The following is a 25,670-nucleotide window of genomic DNA, read 5'->3' as shown; positions in this document are numbered from 1 at the left end:
GTTATGAGCAAACGGTTTGATTATTTTGTTGTCTTTGCAGAGATGCGCACAGGCTCGAACTTTCTAGAAGCCAATATTAACAGCTTCCCTGCCCTCAGCTGTTTGGGCGAAGCGTTCAATCCACATTTCATTGGCTATCCCAACCGCGAAGATTGCCTTGGCGTGAGTGAAGAAGCACGCAACCGCGAGCCTCATGTTTTGATTGAGGCTGTCAAAAATGCGCAAGGCTTGGCTGGCTTTCGCTTTTTCCACGACCACGAACCACGGGTGTTGAACGACATTTTAAACGATCCGCTCTGCGCCAAGATCATTCTGACACGCAACCCTGTCGAAAGCTATGTGAGCTGGAAAATCGCGCAGGAAACGGGGCAATGGAAGCTCACCAATGTCGCCAAGCGCAAAGATGCCAAGGCCGTCTTTGATGCAAGGGAGTTTGGCGCACATCTCGAAGCGCTGCAGGCATTTCAACTCAAATTGATGAAGGCGCTACAGACCACGGGGCAGACGGCATTTTATGTGGCTTATGAGGACTTGCAAGATGTCGATGTCATGAACGGTCTGGCCGCCTACCTTGAGCAGCCAGATAAACTTGAGCGACTTGACCGCAATCTCAAGCGACAGAACCCAGAGCCGCTGTCTAAGAAAGTCGCAAACTTTGAGGAGATGGAAGCCTCTCTCGCAAAAACAGACCACTTTGGACTAGGACGTACGCCGAATTTTGAGGCGCGGCGCGGTGCGGCTGTGCCAAGCTACGTGGCTTGCGCGAAGACGCCTCTCTTGTTTTTGCCCGTGCGCTCTGCTCCTGAAGACGAGGTATTGCCGTGGATGGCGGCGCTTGACGGAGTGAATGAGACCGAGCTTCAAAGCGGCTTTAGCCAGAAAACACTGCGCCAATGGATGCGCACCAATACAGGCCACCGAAGTTTTAGTGTGGTCCGCCACCCTGCCCCACGCGCGCACCGCGCATTTTGTGAGCGGATATTGAACAAGGGCCCGAAGTGCTACTCTGAGATCAGGCGGACATTGCGACGCGTGCACAAGCTGCCGATCCCGAAGGACGGCCCAGACGCGAGCTGGAGCCTCGAAGACCATCGCACGGCCTTCGTTGCGTTTTTAGGGTTTGTCAAAGCGAACCTGTCAGACCAGACCGCTGTGCGCGCTGACGCGGCATGGGGCAGTCAGGCGGGGATATTGCAGGGCATGGGTAACTTTGCGCTGCCTGACTTTGTGCTGCGCGAAGATGAATTCGAGGCGTATTTACCGGCGCTTGCTATGCAGGTGGGTGTGGCGCATGAAGCAAGCCTGCCTACGCCTCAGGAAGACACGCCTTATACACTTGCCCAAATCTATGACGACGAAATTGAAGCGCTAGTCGCTGACGCTTATCAACGCGACTATTTGATTTTTGGCTTCGGAAGCTGGCGTTGATCTTTAAGCGACCAGCTTGCTCACATCTTCGGTAATAATTGTATAGAGTGTGCTGACATTTTTGTTGGAACGCAGCTTGCCACAGCGAGCTCCATCGCGCAGCGCACGAGAAACTTTGGCCAAGGCCTTGAGGTGCTCAACACCCGCATCGCTCGGCGCGAAGAGAGCAAATGCCAAATCTACAGGGAGCTTATCAACAGCATCAAAATCAATCGGCTTTTCGAGCACGACAAACACGCCAACGACTTTTTCAAGACCGTCTACGTGGGCGTGGGGCAGTGCAACACCATTTCCAACACCAGTTGGTCCTAGGTTTTCACGCTCTTGAAGGGCCCGAACCGCGACGACAGGATCTATGCCATAGACGGATCCAGCCGTTTCGCCCAGCTCTTGCAACAGGCGCTTTTTGCTCGAGGCAGAGGATAAAACCCTGACTGCCTCGGGCTTGAGTAAAGAGGACATTTGCATCGTTCGTCTACTGCTCCACAGACGCGATAAAATGCGCCTGTTATTTACCTGGGTCTATCCAACCGATATTGCCATCTTCGCGGCGATACACGACGTTTAGCCCGTCTTTACTCTCGTTACGAAAAATCAGAACAGGAGACCCTGCAAGTTCCATCTGCATAACAGCTTCACCAACGGAGAGCGATGGTATTTTTGTTTCCATCTCTGCGATGATCATAGGCTGAAGCGTTTCGGGCTCCGAATCCTGACTTTCGTGATCAGAGGCGAGGATATACGAGGACGCTCCGAAAAGTTCAACCGGTTCCACTCGATCTTTATGGTGGTCCTTCAGGCGACGCTTATAACGCCTCAGTTGCTTCTCCATTTTCTCACAGCAGCCGTCGAACGCGGCATAAATCTCACTGGCGCTCGCTTTGGCCGATGCCGTGAGACCTGTCGAAAGATGCACAGTGGATTCACAGTTAAACTCATGACCACTTTTGGAGAAAACAACGAGCGCTTCGGTGGGCCGTTCGGCATATTTTGCGACGGCAGCCCCAAGCTCTTCTTTCACATGGGTTTGTAGTGCCTCCCCGATGTCGATTTGCTTTCCGCTGATTTGGTAGCGCATCTTCTCTCCTTTACTTGGTTGAATTGCCCCGCTCCAAGGGCGCTAACGCGCCCAAGGGTGAGACAGTTATCATATTGAAATAGGGATTGTTTTTGGTTTGAACAGAGCCGCTGCAAAAAATGCAGGTCACGCTATTTTGTCCAGTGAGAAAACAAGATCCCATAGCCCATTTGAGGCCCTAGGACGGGGGCTTGTCAACTGAAAGAGCGAATTGTTGCCAAAATTCAGGAGATACGGAAGCTATCGCCAAGATAGACCCGACGGACGTTCTCGTTTTCCACAACTTCGCTTGGTTTACCCGACATGAGCACGGTTCCATCATGCAAAATATAGGCACGGTCTACGATTTCGAGAGTTTCTCGGACATTGTGATCTGTAATCAAGACACCGATTCCACGCGTTTTGAGATCAGCCACAAGGGAGCGGATGTCGTTCACTGAGATCGGATCAACGCCCGCAAAAGGCTCATCAAGTAAAAGATAGGCAGGATCAGCAGCAAGGCAGCGCGCTATTTCTACACGCCGCCGCTCACCGCCTGACAAAGCCATCGCAGGCGCACGACGCAAATGCTCTATAGAAAACTCAGATAGCAGTTCTTCGAGTTTTTTCGCACGTTCGCGTCTGTCAGGCTCCACAACTTCAAGGACAGCTGCGATATTATCTTCAACAGAAAGCCCTCTAAAAATTGACATTTCTTGGGGTAGATAGCCGATCCCAAGCCGCGCGCGGCGGTACATGGGAAGGTCTGTGACATCGATGCCATCGAGCATAACATGGCCGCCTTCGGCCTGCACAAGCCCCGCCACTGCGTAAAATGTTGTCGTTTTGCCTGATCCATTGGGGCCAAGCAACGCAACGACTTCGCCACGTTTGAGCGAAAGTGAAACATCACGGATCACTGGACGACGCTTGTAGCTTTTGCGCAGATTGCGCACCTCAAGACCAGACGCACCTTCGGCAACAAAAAGATTGGGAACACTAGTTTTTGACATTGAGCACCGTCTTCACACGGCCTTCCATCTTGGCAGTACCCGCGGTTGTATCAACGCGCATTCTATCAGCTGTAATAGCGGTTTGGCCCTGAACAAGAAGAACATTGCCAGAGAGCACAATCATACCAGATGTCACATTATACTCGGCTTGTGCTGCTTCGGCGGCGTCCTCACCACTTACCAGCGTTACACCACCCGATGCCTTCATCTGTGCGATTTGAGAACGGTCTGAGTTATAAACAATACTCACCGAGGCAGCAGAGAGGCGCATGGCCCCCTGCCCGATCAACACATTGCCCGAGAGCACGGCAGAGCCTGTGTTCTGGTTGATGTCCATGACGTTCGCCGAAACTTCAACTGGGGCGTTTGTGTCTTGCTTGATATTCCCAAAGGCAATGTTTGCGCCTTGAGAGACAGCAGGGCTGGCAAGTGCAGCGCAAAGAGAGCTGACAATGAGAAAATCAAAGCGCACAGATCTATTCCTTTTCTTTCACGGGTGTATACACCAGCTTCACGCCGTTTTTTAGCAAAATATGCGCATCGCTTTCCCCTTCGGGTATCTCAAGCGTCATTTGCCCTGCCGCAACAGTAAAGCCTGGCCCTTCGCCCGTCACAACTCCGATACTGTCAGCGCGCAAGTCAAATAGGCTCATCGCGAGTTCATTTGCATGAAAAGTATAGCCAGTACTTGTCTGAGCAAAAACACTGCCAGACAAAGTCACGATATTTTGCGCAGAGCTATGAAGCGCTTCGACTGCCGATATATCAACGGTTTGGCCAGATGTTAGCTTAATTTTTGCCGAAACCTCATGCGCCTCCATAAGCGCACTGTCTTCCGCATTCTGACGCGCAAGAGCCGCTCGCAATGAGATCAGATCACCGCGCGGCGTTACGCCGAAAACCTCAGGCTGCGATATCTGCTGGCTTTGCGTCCGATCTGCGAGATCGCTTTCTGAAAAAGGGATCGTCGCGATAGGATCAACGCTTTTCGAGAGCAAAAACAGCGTCGACAGCATCGCAAGGGCTACGATGGGAAGTGTAATCTTTGCCCATGCAACCAGTCTTGTGTGCCTGTCGATCCGGCTTTGCATCTGATCTTCGCCCTATTACGCGTGGGCGAAGATATCTGTTTCTGGCCAACCTTCCAGATCAAGCAAGGCACGCGTGGGTAAGAAGCGGAAACACGCTTGTGCGAGCTCGTCACGGCCTTCGCGGGCTAGCATCACATCAAGCTTGTCCCGCAGCTTGTGCAGATGAAGAACATCGGAGGCCGCATAGTCGATCTGCGCCTTGGTGAGCGTGTCGGCGCCCCAGTCAGAGCTTTGTTGCTGCTTGGAAATATCTTCATTCAGCAGCTCTTGGAGCAGGTTTTTGAGACCATGTCGGTCTGTATATGTGCGGACAAGGCGGCTTGCGATTTTGGTGCAATAAACCGGCGCTGTCAGGGCGCCAAAGGTATTTTGCAGAGCGGCGATGTCAAAACGACCAAAATGGAAAAGCTTGAGAACGTTGGGATCAGTGAGCATAGCACAAAGATTGGGCGCTGTTGTCTGGCCTTGAGCAACCTGAACAAGATGAGCATGCCCATCACCGGAAGACATCTGAACAACACAAAGCCTGTCACGATGCGGGTGCAAGCCCATAGTTTCACAATCAATCGCAACAATAGGACCAAGATCAAGGCCATCGGGAAGATCGTTTTTATATAGATGATTTTTCATTTCATTCCTCTAAGTTGCGAAGGAATGGTGCCCAGGAGAAGAACTCCACCTTCGCAGATTTTTATGTAATCTTAGGGACTTACGGAGGGGCCTACAAGGTAAAATGGTCCCGAAAGCGGTCCTCGCAACCAACCAAAATCTCTACACCAGAAAAGCATATCACTTCTTCTTTCTATCGGCCCAACAGCTTCGTTTCGATCGCATAAAGAAGGTTCAACCATAAGTTCGCCTTCACATCTTTGAAGACAAAAGGTCTCCGCAACCCCTGAAGTGTCGGGTTCAGCCAATCTTCTGCATACGGAAATACGCCTAAGGCTCGCCCCTTAAGCTTTGCAACAGCTTCGGCTGTCATATCATGGAAAATTGGGTTTTCTTTGCGGCGTTTTGCTATGATCCGTGCGGCCAGTGATTGCCTTCGATCTCGAAAAAAGGGCACCTCTGGACAGAAAAACATCAAAGGGTTTCGCATGATTGGCATTTCACCAAATAGTTCGCGCGCCTTCTTCATGTTTGCAACTTCTGTGTTTTCAAACTTCCAGCCCGCAGCCCTTAAGCGTGGCACGTTGCATAAAACCACATCGTAGTAACTTTGAACAACACCGTCTTCGAGTGACTTAGAGCGATACAATTGGTTTTCACCATCCGCGCGCAATACTCTTTTGTAACGTCGCTTTTTTTCGCCCTTCAAGAACATTACAGACAGGAACGCCGCTGTGGGAAATACCTCAAAGGCTCGATTAATCGCCTCAAGGTCCTCTCGCTCCATTTTGCGTACAATCTGTGTATCGTCTTGCATCAAGAGGAGATAGTCTTCCTGCGCTTCATCTAGCGCACTTTGCATATTTGTATACAAACCACCGTGCTTGCTATCCAGACCCTTTAAGCGGGCACCCACAAGATCAGAGTTTTCAGCCAGGAATTTTTTCATTTCAGACTGATCGCTTCCATCATCGTAAATGCGCACGCGTACATCTGAGACGTTGCGTTGAACCGAGTGAAGCGCATTCTTCAAATAAAAATGTCGATTATAAGAGAAAATTGCAACTTCGATCATATGTTCAAGCTTCCTGAAAATGTATAGTCAATAACTCTGCCACTAGCAGAACCAGATCACTTGGCATAGCTGACCAAAAAGTCAGTAAAGCGATTATGGGCTGCAAATTCAGTACTAAAGTTCGCGAAGATCTTGGCGAAAGATTCAGTGTTCATCTGTCCACCGAGGGCAATGTAATGCCTACCTTCCTCCAAATCAGGACTTAATGTCTCTGATACTAAAGGCTTTCCAGCAAGGTATGCCGACAACAATCTGGGGTATTCCGTGTAGACCCCTGTGGAAAAGTGCACATTCAAAACGGCAGAAGCGTTCGCAATTTTGTCGTCCAAAGCTGCGCTAAATAGTCCTTCGTCTAGGGTGACATAAGCTTCAGACGCCCCGATAAGCTTTGTCCGTCTGGCATTTACTGTACCGAAGAACACTGCTGTTCCATTGCCTTCTACATGCTGGACTGGAGCTGACGGGAAAATTTTGGCTCCAAAAACGATCTTGTTTTTCAGCGCTCTTGGGAGCCATCGATATACTTTTTTGTTATAGATACTCAAATCAAGCATCAGATCACAAATCAGAAGGTTGGTAAGCATCCTGAACCATCGTGGCTTTCTCCAGAGAGCTTGGCCTCTTGCATCCAGAAAATGCTCTGTCTGCACACAAATTTTGAAGCCTGCTTTCCTTCTCAAACCTTTGAACCTTTTGTGTGCACCGATACACACAACAATATCTTTGTCAGGCAAAGCTTCGACTTCAATTCCTTTGGCAATGTCTGCAGCAACTTGATCCAAGATTGGATGACAGGAAAGGATGGTCAGGCGATTGATTGTGATATGCATTGCAGCCTATTCTTGTTCTTTAGGGAACCGACAAAAATTCACCCGCCTGCTCCTTCAGGCAAAATTACCATCCGCTTAAAATTACTTTGCTCAGGTATCTATCGTAAGTTTTATGGTCTAGTAGAGCATTTTTCAGCTAAATATAGAAAACATTCTTTGGAAAGTTAAGATATTGAAAATTTTTGGAATTAGACCCTATTTCACTGCTAGGCGTGAAGGGATAAGAGTGCGTTCCCGACACAAAATACTCCACCAGCTTGGCCAAGGCATTTTGGAGGGGCTTTCAGTGAAAGATACCGCTGAACTAGGCAAAATTGATGTTCTAGTTGGTTGCCATGATGCTTTCTATTTTTTCAATCGGGGCGCCAAATTACGTGTAGGGATACAAACTGAACAATTTTTTGACAAATCAGGTAACGAGCTCTGGGGCATGTTGAAGAAGCCCAAAACAATCAAACGCCTCTTAACGAACTTATCTAGTGTCGACGTGATGCTGGACATAAACAATTCCAATCGTCACTGGTGGAATACCCAGAACTTGTCTCCAAGCGATAGGGCCAAACTGCACTATGGGCCCTATATTTTTCCATCTGAAGCTCGCGAATTCAAAGAAAGTTTAGGTGGGGCCAACTTATTTTTTGGTGATTTGGGAGTGCGTAGAAAGGAAGTAGTGCAAGCCCTTGTTGGGACCAAGGTCACTGTTTTGCCTCGCGGCACCTATGGGAAAAAGTTGGAGCGCGAACTTGATCGATCCGCTACAGTAGTAAACATTCATTTTGATGAAGGTGTCTATACGGAGGCCCCTCGGTTACTCACATCATACCTCGCAGGCAAGCCAGTTATGTCGGAGATACTTGATGAGCCATTTATTGAAGGAATTCACTATCTAGGGCTTGAGAATTTCGAAAGTGATAAGTTGGAAGAAGTTTATTGTGCCTTCTCGAAACTTGTCACCGAAAAGTTATCTTTTGCTAGTTTTATTCACTCTACTCTGCACATCAGACGCTAATTTGAGAGCCCCTTGAGGCACAAGCTAATACAAGAGGGGAATAAACTACCCCGCCTTTCGTGTACTCAATACAACACACCAAGTTAGGAAGTGAAAAATGAATAGACTCGTAGAAATAGCAATTTTCTCATTCAATCGTGGCGAAAATCTTCGAGTGTGTGTTGAATCCATAAAAAGAAACGCTCCAGATGTGAAGTATACAGTTTACGATGACAGGTCAGATGATCCCGCGACGCTGCAATACCTGGAAGAGATCTCCGATCGAGTAATTATATCCCCACCGCCTCAAAATGCGCGCCATGGTGGGCTGTATGCAAATATGAATTTAGCGTTATCACAAGCTGATCACCCCTTCCTGATGACGCTGCAAGACGATATGCAGCTAGTCCGCACGTTTTCGCAAGATGATGACGAAGATATCGAAAGTATTTTTAATTCTTATCCGCAAGTTGGGTTTTTAAGCCAGCTTTTCATGAGGGGTGTTGCTATTCGCAGGTATAAACGGAGATTGACACAGTCCGATAAGGTAAGAGCATACATCTCGCCTCTTGATGAACGTGAAAATCACAAATTATCTCTGGCATATTTTGACTGTCATATCGCTCATGTTAAGCGTCTGAATGCAGCAGGCTGGGAGTACGCAAATAGCGAAGGTGGGAATGTACATCAAGCATTGTCAACATTCGGCCCCATGCCATGTATGGCTGATCCTATAGCCTTCTTCTGCCCAGATGTACCATTTTATCGCAATCGAAATCGAAGAGGGCTTTCGTCTCGGCTTGCATCAATAGTATTGGGCCGTAGTGTTAAATATTTAAATGACCTGTCTCCACAAGAGGTTGTAAGGCTAAAATCTCGCGATCTCTCAAACTGGCCGATTGCAGAAAATTATCTGTCCTCACCATTTCAAAGTGTCCGCAAACCCTTCACATACCATGATGTGAAAGCTCGGTGGTGGCTATACATATTGCACAAAATTGAAAAAAATTTGGGTTATTGAGTTTTATAGGAAATGTGAGATTGGCGCTGTTAAAATGAGGTTATGTAGTAAAACCACTTAAGTATTCTAGGTACAAAGGCAATTACCATAGCCTCAAATAGTTGCGCCCAACCCCTCACTTGGAGAACCTAGACGAAACTTATTCACTGGCTATTTTAATGCGGGTGATGCCTCTCAAAGTCAAATAGCCTCACCCCATCCAGTATCTCCCGCTTCTGCCCATCACTGATCCCCGCCGAGTAGAGCCCATAGGTGAGCTTATTCGCCGACCTCGCGGAGTGATGCCCCACCAGACTTGCAGTGAAGTGCTCGGGAACACCTGTGCGCTCACACTGGGTGATGAACCACTTGCGTGTGGAGTGGAACACCGTGCCTCTGAGCTCTGGATGACGTCTGCGCAGGTAGGCGTAGCGCTTCACCACCCTGTCCACACTGAGCTGCGGGAAGAGCCTGCCTGAGATTGGCAAGGTGGTATCCAGCAGGTTCTCAAGGATACCATGCAGCGGCACCTCGCGCTCTGCTGCCTTGGACTTCAGTAACCGCACCCGGTTGGGCCTGATGCTGATGAAGCGACCAAGGTTGCTCTTGGATGTAACATCCTCAGCCATGAGCCCGCAGATCTCCCCTGAGCGCATACCTGTGAGTAGGCCGAAGAGAAGCGCGTTGTGCAGCACCCTGTCCTTGGCACTGAGTAGGAGGCTCACCTGCACATCACTCAGCATCCCGTGGGGATGTACCTCTGGCCTGTCTTTGACCTTAAGGGCTTCCCAGGGGTTGGAGTGGAGTTCCCCTTCTCCAACGCACCAGTCAAGGAACTGCTGCATTTGCTTGAGGATACGCGCCTGGGTCTGGGGTGCCAGCGTGGTGGTCTCTTGCTCTTGGGAGAGAGTTGCAAGCTCCGCCAAGGTGGCCCCCTTCCCCTCCCTGTACTTGCGCACGTTGGGAGAGAGCTGCGTAATGTAGCCGAGTGCCTCTTTGCCCTGTGCTTGGGTCAGCGCTCCCACCTGCTCACCCCCCAGATGCGAGGTCAGCAGTGACAGCGCAAAGCGCACCGACTTGTAACTGCCGGGACGTAGGCGCTGAGAGGCTTCTGTGAGGTAAGCTTGAGCCAACTCCGCTACCAGCCCATCCCCCACAAGACGCACCCGCTGATAACGAGGGCGAGCAACCCCCAGTCGAGGAGCTTGGGCAGCAGTGAGAAGAACGCTAGAAGTCTCAGAGGGAGAGGAACCAAGAGCATCACCCTGCATTGGCATACTGTCCTGCGCCTCAGCCACCACTTTGGCAAAGGTTTGGTTCAGCTCAGCCACACGGGCCTTGGCTTGGGTTGCATCCCCTGTCTTGAGGGATTGCTTGAGGGCAGTGCCGAGGACAGGCTGCAGCGCCTTGGGGTAGGTTCTGCGGTAAATCCAGGTGTTGTGGGTCTTGTAGGCGTATTTGATCTGTGGCGACATGACGTCTCCTTTCTGGGGCAATTGCCCTGGTTGTGGGTTGTGGGTTGGATTTTGTGAGCAGCGCCAAGGAAGAGCAGGGACTAAGCCCATCCCTGACGCCTGCTCGGACTAGGTTGGTCTTGTCAGGACCTGCAGAACCAACGCGATGTCTGGTTCTCCGTACTCCCCCGCAAAGGGACCTGTGAGGGCTGTCCCTGTGACGAGGTCCTCAAAGGGTATTGCCAAGTTGTTGGCCGGGTTTGATCAAGCTATGTCGGTCCCATGAACATTCCGACCCATATGCTGCGCCTGAAAGGCTTCCGCTACCCCCGCGAGATCATTGCTTACGCGGTTTGGGCGTACCATCGCTTTGCACTGAGCACGGCGGATGTCGAGGACCTGTTGGCAGCGCGGGGCGTGGTTGTCAGCCGTGAGGCGATCCGGCTATGGGTCAATCGCTTTGGGCAACATTTCGTAAACTGCATCCGCCGGGATCGACCGCAACCGAACGACAAATGGCATCTTGACGAAGTCGTTATTACAATCCGTGGCAAGAAACATTGGTTGTGGCGCGCGATCGACGCAAATGGCGACGTGCTCGATATTCTCGTGCAAACACGCCGAAACGCAAAGGCCGCAAAGCGGTTCTTCCAAAGATTGATCACCCTGTTCGGCGAACCACGGGTCGTGATCACCGACAAGTTGCGCAGTTACATCCAGCCCATCAGTAAACTGGCACCGGGCGCGGATCATCGCGCCCACAAGGGTTTGAACAATGCGATCGAAGTGTCGCACAGGCCGACGCGTAAACGAGAGAAAATATTTGGCCGATTCAAATCCCACCGGCAGGCTCAAAGGTTTCTGTCAGCACATGACCAGATCAACCTGATCTTCCGACCGCGCCGCTATCAACTGAACGCAACCTCATACCGCCACGCCCGCACTGATGCGTTCAACCTCTGGTCCGATTACACCGCCGAAATGGCGGCATGATCCAACGGTTGCCAATGTTTCACAATGGGCCAGCAACAACTTGGCAATACCCTTGCAACAGGTGCAAATGACACGGCTCTTTCCTGGCGGTCCGCTTGCACCGGACGATCTGGGATTTCCTGAAGTACATTGAGAGCAAACTGGGCGATCAGTCCACAACTGTCGTATCCGAAAAACATTAGTCCCCCGCGCGCCTGCTGTTACTGGCGCGCGGGGGACTAATGATTAGATATTAACCCGAGGGTCTGGACTTCAGAACTCAACGACAGCGCGGATAGATTGGCCTTCGTGCATCAAATCAAACCCGTGGTTGATGTCTTCCAGCTTCAGCAGGTGGGTGATCATTGGGTCAATCTCGATCTTACCGTCCATGTACCAATCCACGATCTTCGGAACGTCCGTCCGTCCGCTTGCACCGCCAAACGCCGTGCCGCGCCAGCTGCGGCCAGTGACCAGTTGGAACGGACGGGTGGAAATCTCCTGTCCTGCTCCCGCGACGCCGATGATGATGCTTTCGCCCCAGCCCTTGTGCGCTGATTCCAGCGCTTGGCGCATGACGTTGACGTTGCCCGTGGCATCAAACGTGTAGTCCGCGCCGCCGCCCGTCAGTTCAACCAGGTGCGCGACAATGTCGCCGTCAATCTTGGACGGGTTCACAAAGTCGGTCATGCCAAAGTGCTTGGCCATCACGGCCTTGTCGTCGTTTAGATCCACGCCAACGATCTGGTCGGCCCCCGCCAAACGCAAGCCTTGGATGACGTTCAAACCAATGCCGCCAAGACCGAACACAATGCCTGTTGACCCAATCTCAACCTTGGCCGTGTTGATCACCGCACCGATACCCGTCGTCACGCCACAGCCGATGTAGCAAATCTTGTCAAACGGCGCGTCTTTGCGAACTTTCGCCAGTGCGATTTCTGGCACAACAGTGTGGTTGGCGAAGGTCGAACAACCCATATAGTGGTGGATCGGCGTGCCATCCAGCATTGAAAACCGCGTTGAACCATCGGGTAATAGACCAGCGCCCTGTGTGCTGCGGATTGATTGACAGAGGTTGGTTTTGGGGTTCAGGCAATACTCACATTCACGGCATTCGGGCGTGTAAAGCGGGATCACGTGATCCCCGACCTCAAGGCTTGTGACGCCTTCGCCGACTTCAATCACAACGCCCGCGCCCTCATGGCCGAGGATCGCAGGAAAGATGCCTTCTGGGTCATCGCCGGAGCGCGTGAACTCGTCCGTGTGGCACAGGCCGGTGGCTTTGATTTCAACCAAAACCTCACCCGCTTTAGGGCCTTCAAGATTGACCTCCATGATCTCAAGCGGTTGACCTGCAGCAACAGCAACGGCGGCACGGGTTCTCATCATGGGTTATCCTTTGATTTTATGTATAGACTTATTATGATTTAGCACATCAGATAAAACCCATCATTACGTCGGTCAAGTCGCGTGATTCAAAATTGGGAAAGATTCAAACATGCATGTCCTTAAGCGAAATGAACTGGTTGATGTCCCTTGGAAAAACGGGGGCGGAATCACCCGCAGTATTGCCAAAGGCCTTTTGGCTGATCGCGCTGCCTGGACGATCAGTCGGGCTGACGTTGCACAGGACGGGCCATTTTCAGACTTTGCTGGCATGACGCGCGTTCTGACGGTGGTGTCTGGCGGCGCGATGGAATTGCAGGCCCCGACCCACACCATAACAGCCCGTATGTGGCAGCCCGTACACTTTGACGGTGCGCTGAAAGTCCAATCCAGCCTCACCGACGGCCCATTGACTGATCTGAATTTGATGTTTGATCCAATGCTTTGCGACGGCTCCGTCACAACACGACGTGACCCATTCAAAGGGTTGGTTGCCCGACCTGAACATGGGCTGCTGGCCTTTCACGTTCTGGCCGGCGCTCCGGAAATCAACGCGGTCCATACGGCTGAGGGCGACACGATGTTCATCGACAGCAATGACGCCGCCCTACATCTGGACGAGGACGACGCCGTTTTGGAAATACGACTGGACTACCTAGATCACAAAGATGCCATCAAGCTTTGCATCGCCAATTTGTAAGCCGCGACAATGTCGTCGCGTTTGACGTGGCGACCCGATTGTACGGCATGACGTCCTGCTGACCAAACGTCGGTAACGACATCGTCTTTGGCTGCAAACACCAAGCCGTCCAGGATCTGATCCTGACGCAGCGCGCACATCGACGGTGCGGCGCTGTCAATCGCCACAACATCGGCCAGCTCGCCCACGGCAATTTCACCCGCGCCGCGCCCAAGCGCCTGTGCGCCACCCTTAGCAGCACCCGTGTAAATCGTGTCCCCAACGGATCCTTCGCCCACAACCATAACGTTGCGCGCCACATCGCGTAGGCGTTGAGAATATTCCAACGTACGCAACTCTTCGGTCAGTGAGACCAGAACGTTTGAATCCGACCCAACGCCGAACGCGCCGCCCGCTTCCAAATAGCCGGGGCCATTGAACGGACCGTCGCCCAAGTTTGCCTCGGTCACGGGGCAAAGGCCAGCCACTGCTCCGGACTTTGCCATCTTTGTAGTTTCATCAGCTGTCATGTGGGTGGCATGGATCAGGCACCAGTTTGTTGTCACGTCCGCATTAGCCAGCAACCATTCTACGGGTCGCGCGCCCAACCACGCCGAGATGTCGGCGACTTCTTTGGGTTGCTCTGCGATGTGGATGTGAACGGGGCCTGCGGTATGGGCGGCAAGCACTGCCTTCAGATCATCGGGCGATGTGGCCCGCAGCGAATGCGGCGCAATCCCGACTTGGCAATCGGCTGGCAAGTGCGCCACGACATCCCGCGCCCGAGCGACAAGATCATTGAACCGGTCCACTGAATTGCCAAAGCGCGCCTGTCCTGCCTCAAGCGGCATTTGCCCCGCGCCACCGTAGGTATAAAGCACTGGCAAATGTGTGAGACCGATCCCGGTCTTTGCAGCTGCGGTGGCGATGCGTGACGAAAGCTCTCCCAGATCATCGTAGGTCGCACCACCGGCCTGATGATGCAGATAATGGAATTCGCCGACGCTGGCATAGCCCGCTTCTTGCATCTCCAAGAACACAAAAGCTGCGATCGCTTCGATATGTTCGGGCGTCAGGTTAGCGGTGAACCGGTACATCAAATCGCGCCACGTCCAAAAGCTGTCTTTGCCTGCCATCCGGTATTCGGTCATCCCCGCCATCGCCCGCTGAAAACTGTGGCTGTGCAGGTTTGCAAGGGCTGGCAACAGGGTGTCAACGCAGGTGTCATGCGCGTCCGGCGTTTGGTTTGGCGCGATATCAGTGATGCGTCCGTCCGCATGCGTCACACGCACATTGGACGCCCATCCGGTAGAAAGTTTGGCTTGCTTTGCAAAAATCATTTGGAGATCCTCGTTTTTATGTATAGACATAAAGCACACTAGCGCGTACTAGAAAAGCGAAAATTTTGATCATCGGTGGACTACCATGACTAACAAGAACACCCTTTTTGTTGATTTGAACGCAGCGACGATGGGCGAATCGGATGCGCCCTACGGCTTGATCAAAGACGCAGCCATTGCTGTGATGGACGGGGTGATTGAATGGGTCGGTCCCGCTGCGTCCTTGCCCGACATGTATATATCCCTGGACCGTACCAGCCTTGGTGGTCGCCTCCTAACCCCAGGTTTGATCGATTGCCACACGCACATCGTGCATGGTGGTGATCGCGCGGTAGAATTCGAAATGCGCCTGAATGGGGCGAGCTACGAAGAGGTTGCGCGCGCTGGTGGTGGCATTGTTTCGACCGTGACAGCCACCCGCAACGCCACAGAAGACCAACTGCTTCAAGATGCCCTGCGCCGTGTTGATGTGCTGATCGCTGAAGGCGTGACCACGATTGAGATCAAATCCGGCTATGGCCTCGATACAGAGACTGAATTGCGGATGCTGCGGGTTGCCCGTGCAGTCATGGCAAACCGCCCTATCCGCGTCAAAACCACCTTCCTTGGTGCCCATGCAACCCCGGCCGAATATGAAGGCCGAGACGATGTATATATCGATGAGGTATGCATCCCTGCCCTACGTGCCGCTCACGCTGAAGGGCTGGTTGATGTCGTCGACGGGTTCTGTGAAGGCATTGCATTTGATACAACCCAGATCGCACGAGTGTTTGATGTGGCTGTCGAACTTGGCCTGCCTGTCAAACTGCACGCTGAACAACTGTCCAACCTTGGCGGTGCTAAGCTTGCCGCAAGCTACGGCGCATTGTCTGCTGACCATATCGAATATCTTGATGAGGATGGCGTCAAGGCCTTGGCAGACGCGGGCACCACCGCCGTCATCTTGCCCGGTGCCTTCTACACCATCCGCGAAACACAAGCACCACCCATTGCCCTGCTGCGCAAACACGGTGTTCCCATGGCAATCGCCACCGATGTTAATCCGGGTTCCTCGCCGCTCAATTCGCTGCTGCTGGCGCTGAACATGGGGTGCACCCTGTTCCGCATGACCCCGGAAGAAGTCTTGCGCGGTGCCACGCAAAATGCCGCACGCGCCCTTGGCCTCAAAGACGTCGGGATAATCAAGGCAGGCATGCGCGTCGAACTTGCAGTTTGGGACATCAAACACCCTGCCGAACTTGCCTATCGCATCGGCTTTAACCCCCTTCACACCCGTATTTTCGGAGCCACGTCATGACCGTATTAACTCTCACTCCCGGCGCTGTAACTTTGGCTGATCTGGAGAAAATTTTCCGCGAAGAAGCTTCTGTACGGCTTGATCCCGCCTGCCGCCCCGCAATCGAACTGGCCCATGCGCGGATAGCCAAAGCGGTCGCTGGAACGGATGCCGTTTACGGTGTAAACACTGGTTTCGGCAAACTTGCGTCGGTCAAGATTGAGGCGAAGGACACTGCCGCTCTGCAGCGCAATCTGATCCTGTCCCATTGTTGTGGCGTTGGCCCTGCGATCCCGCGCGGCCATGCGCGCCTGTTGATGGCGCTTAAGCTCCTCAGCCTCGGGCGCGGCGCTTCCGGTGTGCGGCTCGAAATTGTCGATCTGATTGAGGCCATGCTGGATAAGGGCGTAACGCCTGTCATCCCCGCCCAAGGCTCCGTTGGCGCCTCTGGCGATCTGGCCCCGCTTGCTCATATGGCCGCTGCTATGATGGGTCACGGCGAAGCAGAATTCGGTGGCAAAGTCATGTCCGGGGATAAGGCGCTGGCCGCCGCAGGCCTGACGCCTGTAGAACTTGGTCCGAAGGAAGGCCTTGCGCTTATCAACGGCACACAGTTTTCTACCGCCTTCGCCCTTGCCGGTCTGTTTGGTGCATGGCGCGGTGCACATTCCGCGCTTGTCACTTCGGCTCTCTCCACTGATGCGATCATGGGCTCCACCGCTCCGCTTCAGCCCGAAATCCATGCCCTGCGTGGCCACCGCGGCCAGATCGAGGCGGGCGAAACCATGCGCGCTTTGCTCGCAGGATCTGAAATCCGTGACAGCCATGTTGTCGATGATGCGCGCGTCCAAGACCCCTATTGCATCCGCTGTCAGCCCCAGGTGACAGGTGCCGCAATGGATGTGTTGCGTATGGCGGCCCGCACGTTAGAGGTTGAGGCCAACGCCGCCACGGACAACCCGTTGGTGCTGGTCGGTGCTGATCTGATCGTGTCTGGCGGCAACTTTCACGCCGAGCCCGTTGGCTTTGCCGCCGATATGATCGCGCTGGCCATTGCCGAAATCGGCGCGATTGCGCAACGCCGTGTGGCGCTGATTGTTGACCCGGTCCTCAGCTTTAACCTACCGCCGTTCCTGACTCCCAATCCGGGTTTGAACAGTGGTTACATGATTGCCGAAGTCACCACCGCCGCTTTGATGAGCGAGAACAAACATCTGGCGAACCCCTGTGTGACGGACAGCACGCCCACATCGGCCAACCAAGAGGACCACGTCAGCATGGCCGCTCACGGTGCACGCCGCCTTGGGCCGATGATCGACAACCTGAACTGTATTCTGGGGGTTGAATTACTGTGCGGTGCACAAGGCATTGATTTCCGCGCTCCTCTGACTACCAGCGACACCTTGCAACGCGTTGTAACCCGCGTGCGTCAGGACGTGGCGACTTTGGGTGAAGACCGCTACCTAGCGCCGGATCTTGAGCGTGCGACGCGCATGATCGCCAGCGGTGAAATCGTTACCGCCGCCGCCATCGACATGCCGGAGTTTGATGCGTGACACCTGTAGACGTCTTTCAGGGTGATAGCCCAATTGTTCTGGGCCTGCCCCACACGGGTACGTATGTGCCAGATGACATCATGGCCGATTTGAACCCGCGCGGGCGAAGATTGGATGACACAGACTGGCACATTCATACGCTTTATGATGGCGTGCTGGCGGGGGCCTCTACGGTCCGCGCCACCTTCCACCGCTACGTCATTGACGCCAACCGCGACCCGTCGGGCGTGTCCCTTTATCCCGGCCAAAACACCACTGGCCTTGTGCCGCTGACAGATTTTGACGGCCATGACATTTGGATCAATCCCCCCGATGAGGCGGCGGTGAAAGCGCGCCAAGCCGCCTATCACACGCCCTATCACGCCGCATTGCAGGCCGAACTTGAGCGCGTGCGTGATGTGCACGGTGTCGCGATTTTGTATGATTGTCATTCCATCCGTTCGGGCATTCCGTTCCTGTTTGACGGCACTCTGCCCGACTTCAACATTGGCACAAACATGGGCACCACCTGCGCTTCTGGAATTGAAATAGCAGCGCAAACGGTCTGCAACGCGGCGTCCGGCTATACCTCGATCACCAACGGCCGTTTCAAAGGCGGTTGGACAACACGCCACTACGGCCAACCAGACAAAGGCATGCACGCAATCCAGATGGAACTCGCACAGAGCACCTACCTGACCGCCGAGACAAGCCCGTGGACCTTTGACGACAACAAAGCCGCAGTTCTGCGACCGCACCTCACATCCATCCTGACACAACTGGCCGTATTGGCCCCCTCCCTGAAAGGCACATCATGAGCGATCCTCGCAAGAACACCCGTGACATCTTTCCCGCAACCGGAAACGAATTGACCGCCAAAAGCTGGCTGACCGAAGCGCCGCTGCGCATGCTGATGAACAACCTGCACCCTGATGTGGCTGAAAATCCGCACGAATTGGTGGTTTACGGCGGCATCGGCCGCGCTGCGCGCACTTGGAAAGACTTCGACATGATCGTCGCCTCCCTGCGTAATCTGGAAGAAGACCAGACCCTGCTGGTTCAGTCGGGCAAACCAGTCGGCGTGTTCCAGACACACAAAGACGCACCGCGCGTTTTGATCGCCAACTCCAACCTCGTGCCCCATTGGGCGACTTGGGATCACTTCAACGAACTCGATAAAAAGGGACTCGCCATGTACGGTCAAATGACCGCTGGCAGTTGGATTTACATCGGCTCGCAGGGTATTGTTCAAGGCACCTACGAGACCTTTGTTGAAGCAGGTCGTCAGCATTATGATGGCTCGCTCAAAGGTAAATGGATTTTGACGGGTGGCCTTGGCGGCATGGGCGGCGCACAGCCTTTGGCGGCTGTGATGGCGGGTGCTTGCTGCCTCGCTGTGGAGTGTAATCCCGAGAGCATCGATTTCCGCTTGCGCACGAAATATGTCGATGAAAAGGCCGAAACGCTGGATGAAGCGCTGGAAATGATCGAACGTTGGACCGCTGCGGGCGAGGCTAAATCAGTCGGCTTGCTCGGCAATGCCGCTGATATTTTCCCTGAGTTGGTAAAGCGCGGCGTGCACCCTGATATCGTGACGGACCAAACCTCTGCACATGATCCGATCAATGGTTACCTGCCGCAGGGTTGGACGATGGCGCAGTGGAAGGACAAGCGCGAAAGCGATCCTAAGGCGGTCGAAAAAGCTGCACGCGCCTCGATGAAGGTCCACGTTGCGGCGATGGTAGATTTCTGGAACGCTGGCGTACCGACACTGGATTACGGCAATAACATCCGTCAGGTCGCACTTGAGGAAGGGCTTGAAAACGCTTTCGCATTCCCCGGTTTTGTACCGGCTTACATCCGTCCACTTTTCTGTCGTGGCGTTGGTCCGTTCCGTTGGGCGGCCCTCTCGGGCGACCCCGAAGACATCTACAAAACGGATGCCAAGGTCAAAGAAATCCTGTCTGAGGACAAACATCTGCATAACTGGCTTGATATGGCACGCGAACGGATTGCCTTCCAAGGTCTGCCCGCGCGTATTTGCTGGGTTGGTCTAGGTGTGCGTCACAAATTGGGCTTGGCCTTCAATGAAATGGTCCGTACCGGAGAGCTGTCGGCGCCGATCGTGATTGGCCGTGACCACCTCGACTCTGGCTCTGTCGCGTCGCCAAACCGTGAAACCGAGGCGATGAAAGACGGCTCTGACGCTGTATCAGATTGGCCATTGTTGAACGCGCTGCTGAACACTGCATCCGGTGCCACATGGGTATCGCTGCACCACGGTGGCGGCGTTGGCATGGGCTTCTCGCAACACTCCGGCATGGTGATCTGCTGTGACGGGACCGAAGACGCAGACCGCCGTATTGCGCGTGTACTATGGAACGACCCGGCCACGGGTGTCATGCGCCATGCGGATGCGGGATATGACGAGGCATTGGATTGCGCGCGCGAAAACGGCCTGAACCTGCCCGGCATTTTGTGAGAAATATTGCGCCGCTGTCAGATGATGACAGTGGCGCAATGCATGTTTAGTAACGGGTCGTTAATCGGTGACCGGGTCTATACGTCAACCGGACGTATGTGACCGCATGACCTTCCCACCATGTTGATCGCTCAATGGTAAAGACCGGATCGCCAATGGCGCAGGTAAGATAGTCTGTCAGCCTTTGATCTGCCAATCCTGCCGAAAAACTGATTTCAACGTCTGAAAATGGGATGGTCGACACCAACCACTCATTCGGTCCTACGTCTGAAAAATCAACCGTCTGCGCCTGCGGTAAGCTGGTAAGACTTATCCATCTATCTTCATGCTGATACGGATCGCCGTCGGCATAATGCATACAAACCAACCGCAAAACTTTGCTTTTGTCGGACAATTTTAACCGTGCACGCAACCAATCCGGTGCCGGTTCAATGGAACTGCTAACAAGAGAATAGCGATATTCTGCGCCTTTTTCTTCGATCTCGGCACGCACGATAGGAATATCAAACCGCGCTTGCCGGATCGGCGTCATCCGAACCCGAGTGCCTGCCTTTCGCCGCCGTTCAATCAATCCATCATCCGCTAACTCGCGCATCGCACGGTTTACGGTGGCCCGTGCGCAGCCGTAAGTCGCAGCCAGATCGACTTCATTGGGAACAAGGCTGCCCGGTGCCCATTCTCCCTTGGTGATTTTCGACAGGATGTCGGATTTCACATCTTTGTAAGTGGCTTTCACCGCGCACCGCCTCTCTGGCAATATGACTACTTTATTCTGCATTACCGCAGATCTAATCTTGACCCAAGTGTCCTAAAGGTAGCTTCGCGTTTTAGCAAAGCTAAATAGTCATCCAGCGGACCTGCTGTAGCCAACATATACAGAGCACCACCATCTTAGTATAAACCTAGACATAAGCAACTTTACTCAGACAAAAGTGTGATTATGAACTCAATTCTGTCAATAATTCTTAAGCGTTTGTTGATCGGGCTCCTGACCTTATGGATTGTTACGATCATCATTTTTGCAGCGATCGAATTGCTACCCGGCGATATTGCAACAGAAATGTTGGGCCAGGCGGCGACCGAAGAGAGTTTGGCTGCGTTCCGGGAAAAGTTTGACCTCAACCGTCCTGTCCATGAGCGCTACTTTTCCTGGTTGGGAGGCGCACTTACCGGGGACTTCGGGATTTCGCTGGCAAACCAACGGCCCATTTCAGAGCTGATCGGTCACCGGGTTGCGAACACCTTTTTTCTAGCTGGTTATGCCGCTGCAATCGCCGTGCCCATCGCTGTTGTTTCAGGCATGCTGGCAGCGCTTTACAACGGCTCTGTCTTTGATCGGGTGCTTTCAAGCTCTACGTTGGCCGCGATTTCATTCCCTGAATTTTTCATCGCCTATATCCTGATCCTCATCTTTTCGGTTGGCCTGGGATGGTTCCCCAGCCTTGCCAATGTGGATGTAGACATGGGATTGGGTGAGCGGCTTTACAGAACATTTTTGCCAGCTATGACACTTACGCTCATCGTGCTTGCCTATATGATGCGCATGACGCGAGCAGCGATCCTGAATTTGCTTGCGTTACCTTACATCGAGATGGCGCATCTCAAGGGCATTAAACGGTGGCGTGTTATCGCGGTGCATGCCCTGCCAAATGCGCTGGCCCCCATCATCAATGTGATCGCCTTGAACTTGGCCTATCTGATTGTCGGCGTTGTCTTGGTCGAGGTGGTGTTTGTCTATCCGGGCCTTGGGCAAATCCTTGTGGATGCAGTTTCGAACCGGGATGTCACAGTTGTACAGGCAGCGTGCCTCATCTTTGCCGCGACGTACATTCTGCTTAATCTGCTGGCGGATATTCTGTCGATCATTGCAAACCCTCGCCTTTTGCACCCGAGGTAACAGCATGCATAACCTCTCCCATCACCTCAAAGATGCACCAGTTTCCGCATGGATCGGCATCCTTATCGTCATATTTTATGCTGTACTGGCGCTTGGCGCCCCATTTTTTGCGCCCTTCGCAGAAAGCGCATCCGTTGGTAAACAATACATGCCATGGGCATCCCCGCATTATTTGGGCACCGATGCCTTGGGACGAGATGTCTTGTCCCGTCTGATCTTTGGTGCGCGTAATACGGTGGGCATCGCGCTGGTAACCACGGCGCTCGCCTTTACGCTCGGGGCAACCTTCGGGTTGCTTGCCGCAACAATCGGCGGCTGGTTTGATGCAATCAGTTCGCGTGTGGTTGATGTTCTCATGGCCATCCCACCGCTGATCTTTGCGCTGCTCATTCTGACGATCACCGGCACCTCTGTCATCGCGCTGATCCTTGTGATTGCCATTCTCGATAGCACACGGGTTTTCAGACTGTCCCGCGCGGTGGCGCAAGGCATTTTGACAATGGATTACATCGAAGTTGCACGTATGCGCGGCGAGGGGATGTTCTGGCTCATCCGCAAAGAAGTTCTGCCCAACGCTGCGGCTCCGCTGATCGCGGAATTTGGGTTGCGATTCTGCTTTGTCTTCCTGTTCATTTCGGCGCTATCTTTCTTGGGTCTTGGGATTCAACCCCCCACTGCCGACTGGGGCGGCATGGTACGCGAGAGCGCCAAGCTGATTTCATTCGCCAACTTTGCGACATTCCAGACCGCGACTTTTGGTCTTGCCCCTCTGCTACCTGCTGGTGCCATCGCTTTGCTGACCATTGGCGTGAACCTTGTAGTGGATTGGGTTTTGCACATGTCTTCCGGCCTGAAGGAGTAACGCATGACTGACCTGCTGCTTGAAATGAAAGACATTCGCATTGAAGGACGTTCAGACCGTCAATGGAAACCTATCATCAAAGGTGTAAACTTAACCCTGAACCGCGGCGAGATACTTGGCCTGATCGGGGAAAGCGGTGCTGGTAAATCGACGCTGGGTCTGGCTGCCATGGGGTACACCAAAGGTGGTTGCCGGATCAGCGGCGGTTCTATTCGCTTTGACGGTCAAAACCTTGTAGGTGCCTCGAATGAGGAATTGCGGCAACTACGCGGCGCACGCATTGCCTACGTTGCCCAATCAGCTGCGGCCGCGTTCAATCCCGCTTACAAATTGATCGACCAGTATTGCGAGGCACCTGTCAAACATAGCGTCATGTCCCGCGCCGAGGCGCAGTCTGACGCAGTCGAACTGTACCGCAAAATTCGCTTACCCAACCCCGAGGACATCGGTTTTCGCTACCCGCATCAGGTCTCAGGTGGGCAGCTTCAACGCGCAATGACGGCGATGGCTATGGCGTGCCGACCCGATCTGATCATCTTCGATGAACCAACCACCGCGCTCGATGTGACCACCCAGATTGAGGTGCTTGCTGCGATCCGCGACATCGTGCGCGAATATAATACCGCAGCAATCTACATCACCCACGATCTGGCTGTCGTGGCGCAGATGGCAGACAAGATCAAAGTCCTGTTGCGCGGCGAAGAAGTCGAAGAAGCCCCGGCCCGAGACATGCTCGCAAACCCGCAGCAGGACTACACGAAATCATTGTGGGCTGTACGCGACTTTCGCCGCGCGCCCCCTGCCGCCCGACACGTCGACGAAGGCCCGCTACTCGAAATCCGAGACATGACTGCAGGCTATGGTGCTGTCGATATTCTAAAAGGGATCAATCTAACCATCACACGCGGAAGCACAGTAGCGGTTGTGGGTGAAAGCGGTTCAGGAAAATCAACAATGGCGCGGGTCGTGATGGGGCTGTTAGCTCCTTCAAGCGGCTCACTTCACTATAATGGTGCCGCGCTGCCAAAGTCTGGCAAACAGCGCCCTCGTGACTTGCAACGCCATATCCAGATGATCCACCAGATGGCGGATACCGCGCTCAATCCAAAGCATCGGATCAAAGACATTATCGGGCGACCGCTAGAGTTCTTTTTGGGGTTGAAGGGGCGTGCCAAGGACGTTCGTATCAGAGAGTTGCTCACGTTAATCGAGTTGGACCCTGATGAATTCATAAACCGCATGCCCTCTGAATTGTCGGGGGGGCAAAAACAACGCGTTTGCATCGCCCGTGCTCTGGCAGCTGAACCTGATTTTATCATTTGCGATGAAGTCACGTCCGCGCTGGACCAACTAGTTGCAGAAGGAATATTGCGCCTGCTGGACCGTCTGCAACGCGAGATGGACCTGACCTATATGTTTATCACCCACGATATCGCCACAGTCCGCTCTATCGCGGACGAGGTTGTCGTAATGCAAAACGGGGTGATTGTAGAACAAGGCCCTAAAGAGACGATATTTTCGCCACCGCATGCGGCTTACACCGAGTTGCTGCTGTCATCGGTGCCCGAAATGGATCCTGACTGGTTGACAGGTCTTTTGAAAGAACGCGGCGCAGTGGTCACGTCGGAGAAGCCAATATGAGTATGAATTTCGGTACAGTCCACTCAGCACTCAACCTGACAGCACAAGGCAAACGCGCCGACGTTTTTGGTCTGACCCATTCAGATAATCGCTATGGCTTTTCCAGCATTCAGTCGCCGCTTTGTGTCATACGCGGTGGGGACGGCCCGACAGCATTGATTTGCGCTGGCAATCATGGCGATGAATATGAGGGACAGATCATCGTGCGCCGGTTGTTTGACGTATTGACGCAAAGCGATGTTGCAGGGCGTTTGATCCTCGCGCCAGCCCTGAACATGCCAGCGGTTCAATCTTGTAGCCGTATTTCTCCGCTAGACGGTGGGAACCTGAACAGATCATTTCCGGGTGCCGCCTATGCCAGTCCAACACAAGAAATCGCAGGCTTTGTCGCCACGCAGCTTTTGCCTAAAGCAGACCTAGCCATTGATCTCCATTCAGGTGGCAGTGGGTCAAATTATGTGAACGCCGCCTATTTCTGCCTGTCGCCCGACCCTGCCCGCAACAAAAAGACATACGAACTGGCGCAGGTAATGGGGCTTGCCAACACAATGGTTGTCCCCGTCAGCGACACGCCGGGAGATTTCGACAGCGCTGCACACAACGCCGGATGTGCCATGATTTCATGCGAATTGAGTGGCGAAGGCAAAGTCACGCTCGACGCATTGGAGGCAGGATGGATCGGGATCCTAAGGTTGCTTGTCCATCAAGGGATCATTCACGCAGCAACGGCCGAACGATTGGGCGTATTGCCTCAACCGGAGACGACATTCCTCGATCTTGGCGAAAACGCCGACTACATCACCGCCCAATCACATAGCTTGGTCGAGCCCTTAGTGAGCATTGGCAATCACGTGGCTAAAGGCGAACCTGTGATGCGGTTGCGCGACCTTTACAGTATGGATGAGGTGCCGAAAGACCTGTGCAGCAAACGTGAGGGCAAAGTCGCAATTCTGCGCGCCGGAGCCATAGTAGCACCGGGCGATCATTTGTGTGTAATCTGCCCAGAGCTTTCAAAAGCTGATCTGGACACACTGATATCAGACGCAGAAGCCTAA

The 25,670-nt window shown here is 53.3% G+C and carries 25 protein-coding genes; 13 read left to right on the top strand and 12 right to left on the bottom strand.

The window, feature by feature from the left end; all coding sequences use genetic code 11:
• Positions 1-3: 3 nt before the first annotated feature.
• The gene (locus DSM117340_RS15520; RefSeq protein ID WP_089893787.1) at positions 4-1,428 is read left to right on the top strand and encodes a sulfotransferase family 2 domain-containing protein; all 1,425 of its coding nucleotides are present in this window, start codon (positions 4-6) and stop codon (positions 1,426-1,428) included.
• 3 nt (positions 1,429-1,431) lie between these two features.
• Here DSM117340_RS15520 and DSM117340_RS15515 read toward each other — a convergent pair whose 3' ends face one another.
• The 8 genes from DSM117340_RS15515 to DSM117340_RS15480 form a co-directional block, all read right to left on the bottom strand.
• Positions 1,432-1,896 (bottom strand): PTS sugar transporter subunit IIA, encoded by a 465-nt coding sequence (locus DSM117340_RS15515; protein ID WP_089893784.1) that lies wholly within the window; start codon positions 1,894-1,896, stop codon positions 1,432-1,434.
• A 40-nt stretch (positions 1,897-1,936) separates the two neighbouring features.
• Positions 1,937-2,506, bottom strand: coding sequence for a ribosome-associated translation inhibitor RaiA (raiA, locus tag DSM117340_RS15510; protein ID WP_089893781.1), 570 nt, complete (start codon positions 2,504-2,506; stop codon positions 1,937-1,939).
• Between the two features lie 224 nt (positions 2,507-2,730).
• Positions 2,731-3,498, bottom strand: coding sequence for an LPS export ABC transporter ATP-binding protein (lptB, locus tag DSM117340_RS15505; protein WP_089893778.1), 768 nt, complete (start codon positions 3,496-3,498; stop codon positions 2,731-2,733).
• Positions 3,485-3,970, bottom strand: a complete 486-nt coding sequence (locus DSM117340_RS15500; RefSeq protein WP_089893775.1) for an LptA/OstA family protein — start codon at positions 3,968-3,970, stop codon at positions 3,485-3,487. Before DSM117340_RS15500 ends, lptB begins: the two co-directional genes overlap by 14 nt.
• 4 nt (positions 3,971-3,974) lie before the next feature.
• Complete coding sequence (gene lptC / locus DSM117340_RS15495; protein WP_089893772.1) at positions 3,975-4,589, bottom strand: LPS export ABC transporter periplasmic protein LptC; 615 nt, start codon at positions 4,587-4,589, stop codon at positions 3,975-3,977.
• 15 nt (positions 4,590-4,604) lie between these two features.
• The gene (locus DSM117340_RS15490; protein WP_089893769.1) at positions 4,605-5,219 is read right to left on the bottom strand and encodes a ribonuclease D; all 615 of its coding nucleotides are present in this window, start codon (positions 5,217-5,219) and stop codon (positions 4,605-4,607) included.
• Positions 5,220-5,391: 172 nt separating this feature from the next.
• The gene (locus DSM117340_RS15485) at positions 5,392-6,273 is read right to left on the bottom strand and encodes a glycosyltransferase family A protein (protein WP_089893765.1); all 882 of its coding nucleotides are present in this window, start codon (positions 6,271-6,273) and stop codon (positions 5,392-5,394) included.
• 56 nt (positions 6,274-6,329) lie between these two features.
• Positions 6,330-7,103 (bottom strand): hypothetical protein, encoded by a 774-nt coding sequence (locus DSM117340_RS15480; protein WP_354689807.1) that lies wholly within the window; start codon positions 7,101-7,103, stop codon positions 6,330-6,332.
• A gap of 286 nt (positions 7,104-7,389) precedes the next feature.
• Here DSM117340_RS15480 and DSM117340_RS15475 point away from each other — a divergent pair, with 286 nt between their 5' ends.
• A complete protein-coding gene (locus DSM117340_RS15475; protein WP_354689806.1) occupies positions 7,390-8,112 on the top strand; it encodes a hypothetical protein in 723 nt (240 codons plus the stop codon).
• A 97-nt stretch (positions 8,113-8,209) separates the two neighbouring features.
• A complete protein-coding gene (locus DSM117340_RS15470) occupies positions 8,210-9,112 on the top strand; it encodes a glycosyltransferase (protein ID WP_354689805.1) in 903 nt (300 codons plus the stop codon).
• A 155-nt stretch (positions 9,113-9,267) separates the two neighbouring features.
• Here DSM117340_RS15470 and DSM117340_RS15465 read toward each other — a convergent pair whose 3' ends face one another.
• A complete protein-coding gene (locus tag DSM117340_RS15465) occupies positions 9,268-10,566 on the bottom strand; it encodes a DUF6538 domain-containing protein (protein WP_354689804.1) in 1,299 nt (432 codons plus the stop codon).
• 261 nt (positions 10,567-10,827) lie between these two features.
• On the opposite strand from DSM117340_RS15465, the gene DSM117340_RS15460 reads away from it, so the two are divergent.
• A complete protein-coding gene (locus tag DSM117340_RS15460) occupies positions 10,828-11,538 on the top strand; it encodes an IS6 family transposase (RefSeq protein WP_089894562.1) in 711 nt (236 codons plus the stop codon).
• A gap of 252 nt (positions 11,539-11,790) precedes the next feature.
• Here DSM117340_RS15460 and DSM117340_RS15455 read toward each other — a convergent pair whose 3' ends face one another.
• Entirely contained in the window at positions 11,791-12,903 is a 1,113-nt protein-coding gene (locus DSM117340_RS15455) for an S-(hydroxymethyl)glutathione dehydrogenase/class III alcohol dehydrogenase (RefSeq protein ID WP_089894565.1), read from the bottom strand.
• 112 nt (positions 12,904-13,015) lie between these two features.
• On the opposite strand from DSM117340_RS15455, the gene DSM117340_RS15450 reads away from it, so the two are divergent.
• Positions 13,016-13,603 (top strand): HutD family protein, encoded by a 588-nt coding sequence (locus tag DSM117340_RS15450; protein WP_038008265.1) that lies wholly within the window; start codon positions 13,016-13,018, stop codon positions 13,601-13,603.
• Here DSM117340_RS15450 and DSM117340_RS15445 read toward each other — a convergent pair.
• Entirely contained in the window at positions 13,564-14,922 is a 1,359-nt protein-coding gene (locus DSM117340_RS15445; protein WP_081946149.1) for a formimidoylglutamate deiminase, read from the bottom strand. The two genes, DSM117340_RS15450 and DSM117340_RS15445, sit on opposite strands and share 40 nt — an antisense overlap.
• A gap of 85 nt (positions 14,923-15,007) precedes the next feature.
• Between DSM117340_RS15445 and hutI the strand changes: the two genes are divergently transcribed.
• The 4 genes from hutI to hutU are packed head-to-tail and all read left to right on the top strand — an operon-like array spanning position 15,008 to position 20,215.
• Positions 15,008-16,219 (top strand): imidazolonepropionase, encoded by a 1,212-nt coding sequence (gene hutI, locus DSM117340_RS15440; RefSeq protein ID WP_354689803.1) that lies wholly within the window; start codon positions 15,008-15,010, stop codon positions 16,217-16,219.
• The gene (hutH, locus tag DSM117340_RS15435; protein WP_038008259.1) at positions 16,216-17,754 is read left to right on the top strand and encodes a histidine ammonia-lyase; all 1,539 of its coding nucleotides are present in this window, start codon (positions 16,216-16,218) and stop codon (positions 17,752-17,754) included. The genes hutI and hutH overlap by 4 nt, the downstream gene beginning before the upstream one ends.
• Positions 17,751-18,551 carry an N-formylglutamate deformylase gene (gene hutG / locus DSM117340_RS15430; RefSeq protein ID WP_038008256.1) on the top strand — a complete coding sequence of 267 codons (801 nt, stop codon included), beginning with the start codon at positions 17,751-17,753 and terminating at the stop codon, positions 18,549-18,551. Before hutH ends, hutG begins: the two co-directional genes overlap by 4 nt.
• Positions 18,548-20,215 carry a urocanate hydratase gene (hutU, locus tag DSM117340_RS15425; protein WP_038008254.1) on the top strand — a complete coding sequence of 556 codons (1,668 nt, stop codon included), beginning with the start codon at positions 18,548-18,550 and terminating at the stop codon, positions 20,213-20,215. The genes hutG and hutU overlap by 4 nt, the downstream gene beginning before the upstream one ends.
• Positions 20,216-20,261: 46 nt before the next feature.
• Here hutU and DSM117340_RS15420 read toward each other — a convergent pair whose 3' ends face one another.
• The gene (locus tag DSM117340_RS15420) at positions 20,262-20,951 is read right to left on the bottom strand and encodes a UTRA domain-containing protein (RefSeq protein ID WP_038008252.1); all 690 of its coding nucleotides are present in this window, start codon (positions 20,949-20,951) and stop codon (positions 20,262-20,264) included.
• A 204-nt stretch (positions 20,952-21,155) separates the two neighbouring features.
• Here DSM117340_RS15420 and DSM117340_RS15415 point away from each other — a divergent pair, with 204 nt between their 5' ends.
• The 4 genes from DSM117340_RS15415 to DSM117340_RS15400 are packed head-to-tail and all read left to right on the top strand — an operon-like array spanning position 21,156 to position 25,670.
• Positions 21,156-22,112 (top strand): ABC transporter permease, encoded by a 957-nt coding sequence (locus DSM117340_RS15415; RefSeq protein ID WP_089894519.1) that lies wholly within the window; start codon positions 21,156-21,158, stop codon positions 22,110-22,112.
• Positions 22,113-22,116: 4 nt separating this feature from the next.
• Positions 22,117-22,974 carry an ABC transporter permease gene (locus tag DSM117340_RS15410; RefSeq protein WP_089894522.1) on the top strand — a complete coding sequence of 286 codons (858 nt, stop codon included), beginning with the start codon at positions 22,117-22,119 and terminating at the stop codon, positions 22,972-22,974.
• Between the two features lie 3 nt (positions 22,975-22,977).
• Positions 22,978-24,615 carry an ABC transporter ATP-binding protein gene (locus DSM117340_RS15405; RefSeq protein ID WP_089894525.1) on the top strand — a complete coding sequence of 546 codons (1,638 nt, stop codon included), beginning with the start codon at positions 22,978-22,980 and terminating at the stop codon, positions 24,613-24,615.
• The gene (locus tag DSM117340_RS15400) at positions 24,612-25,670 is read left to right on the top strand and encodes a succinylglutamate desuccinylase/aspartoacylase family protein (RefSeq protein ID WP_089894528.1); all 1,059 of its coding nucleotides are present in this window, start codon (positions 24,612-24,614) and stop codon (positions 25,668-25,670) included. Before DSM117340_RS15405 ends, DSM117340_RS15400 begins: the two co-directional genes overlap by 4 nt.

This window comes from Lentibacter algarum (assembly GCF_040580765.1).
Taxonomy (GTDB): Bacteria; Pseudomonadota; Alphaproteobacteria; order Rhodobacterales; family Rhodobacteraceae; genus Lentibacter; species Lentibacter algarum.
The sequence above is the reverse complement of the archived record's forward strand: the minus strand, read 5'-3'. Positions and strand labels throughout refer to the sequence as shown.

Bases quoted from the DNA above. Each gene is read 5' to 3' on its own strand.
- DSM117340_RS15460 (WP_089894562.1), top strand. From the start codon at position 10,828: ATGAACATTCCGACCCATATGCTGCGCCTGAAAGGCTTCCGCTACCCC.
- DSM117340_RS15480 (WP_354689807.1), bottom strand. From the start codon at position 7,103: ATGCATATCACAATCAATCGCCTGACCATCCTTTCCTGTCATCCAATC.
- DSM117340_RS15410 (WP_089894522.1), top strand. From the start codon at position 22,117: ATGCATAACCTCTCCCATCACCTCAAAGATGCACCAGTTTCCGCATGG.
- DSM117340_RS15520 (WP_089893787.1), top strand. From the start codon at position 4: ATGAGCAAACGGTTTGATTATTTTGTTGTCTTTGCAGAGATGCGCACA.
- DSM117340_RS15455 (WP_089894565.1), bottom strand. From the start codon at position 12,903: ATGAGAACCCGTGCCGCCGTTGCTGTTGCTGCAGGTCAACCGCTTGAG.
- DSM117340_RS15485 (WP_089893765.1), bottom strand. From the start codon at position 6,273: ATGATCGAAGTTGCAATTTTCTCTTATAATCGACATTTTTATTTGAAG.
- DSM117340_RS15465 (WP_354689804.1), bottom strand. From the start codon at position 10,566: ATGTCGCCACAGATCAAATACGCCTACAAGACCCACAACACCTGGATT.
- DSM117340_RS15470 (WP_354689805.1), top strand. From the start codon at position 8,210: ATGAATAGACTCGTAGAAATAGCAATTTTCTCATTCAATCGTGGCGAA.
- hutH (WP_038008259.1), top strand. From the start codon at position 16,216: ATGACCGTATTAACTCTCACTCCCGGCGCTGTAACTTTGGCTGATCTG.
- DSM117340_RS15415 (WP_089894519.1), top strand. From the start codon at position 21,156: ATGAACTCAATTCTGTCAATAATTCTTAAGCGTTTGTTGATCGGGCTC.
- DSM117340_RS15450 (WP_038008265.1), top strand. From the start codon at position 13,016: ATGCATGTCCTTAAGCGAAATGAACTGGTTGATGTCCCTTGGAAAAAC.
- DSM117340_RS15490 (WP_089893769.1), bottom strand. From the start codon at position 5,219: ATGAAAAATCATCTATATAAAAACGATCTTCCCGATGGCCTTGATCTT.
- lptB (WP_089893778.1), bottom strand. From the start codon at position 3,498: ATGTCAAAAACTAGTGTTCCCAATCTTTTTGTTGCCGAAGGTGCGTCT.
- lptC (WP_089893772.1), bottom strand. From the start codon at position 4,589: ATGCAAAGCCGGATCGACAGGCACACAAGACTGGTTGCATGGGCAAAG.
- hutI (WP_354689803.1), top strand. From the start codon at position 15,008: ATGACTAACAAGAACACCCTTTTTGTTGATTTGAACGCAGCGACGATG.
- DSM117340_RS15405 (WP_089894525.1), top strand. From the start codon at position 22,978: ATGACTGACCTGCTGCTTGAAATGAAAGACATTCGCATTGAAGGACGT.
- raiA (WP_089893781.1), bottom strand. From the start codon at position 2,506: ATGCGCTACCAAATCAGCGGAAAGCAAATCGACATCGGGGAGGCACTA.
- DSM117340_RS15515 (WP_089893784.1), bottom strand. From the start codon at position 1,896: ATGCAAATGTCCTCTTTACTCAAGCCCGAGGCAGTCAGGGTTTTATCC.
- DSM117340_RS15400 (WP_089894528.1), top strand. From the start codon at position 24,612: ATGAGTATGAATTTCGGTACAGTCCACTCAGCACTCAACCTGACAGCA.
- hutU (WP_038008254.1), top strand. From the start codon at position 18,548: ATGAGCGATCCTCGCAAGAACACCCGTGACATCTTTCCCGCAACCGGA.
- DSM117340_RS15445 (WP_081946149.1), bottom strand. From the start codon at position 14,922: ATGATTTTTGCAAAGCAAGCCAAACTTTCTACCGGATGGGCGTCCAAT.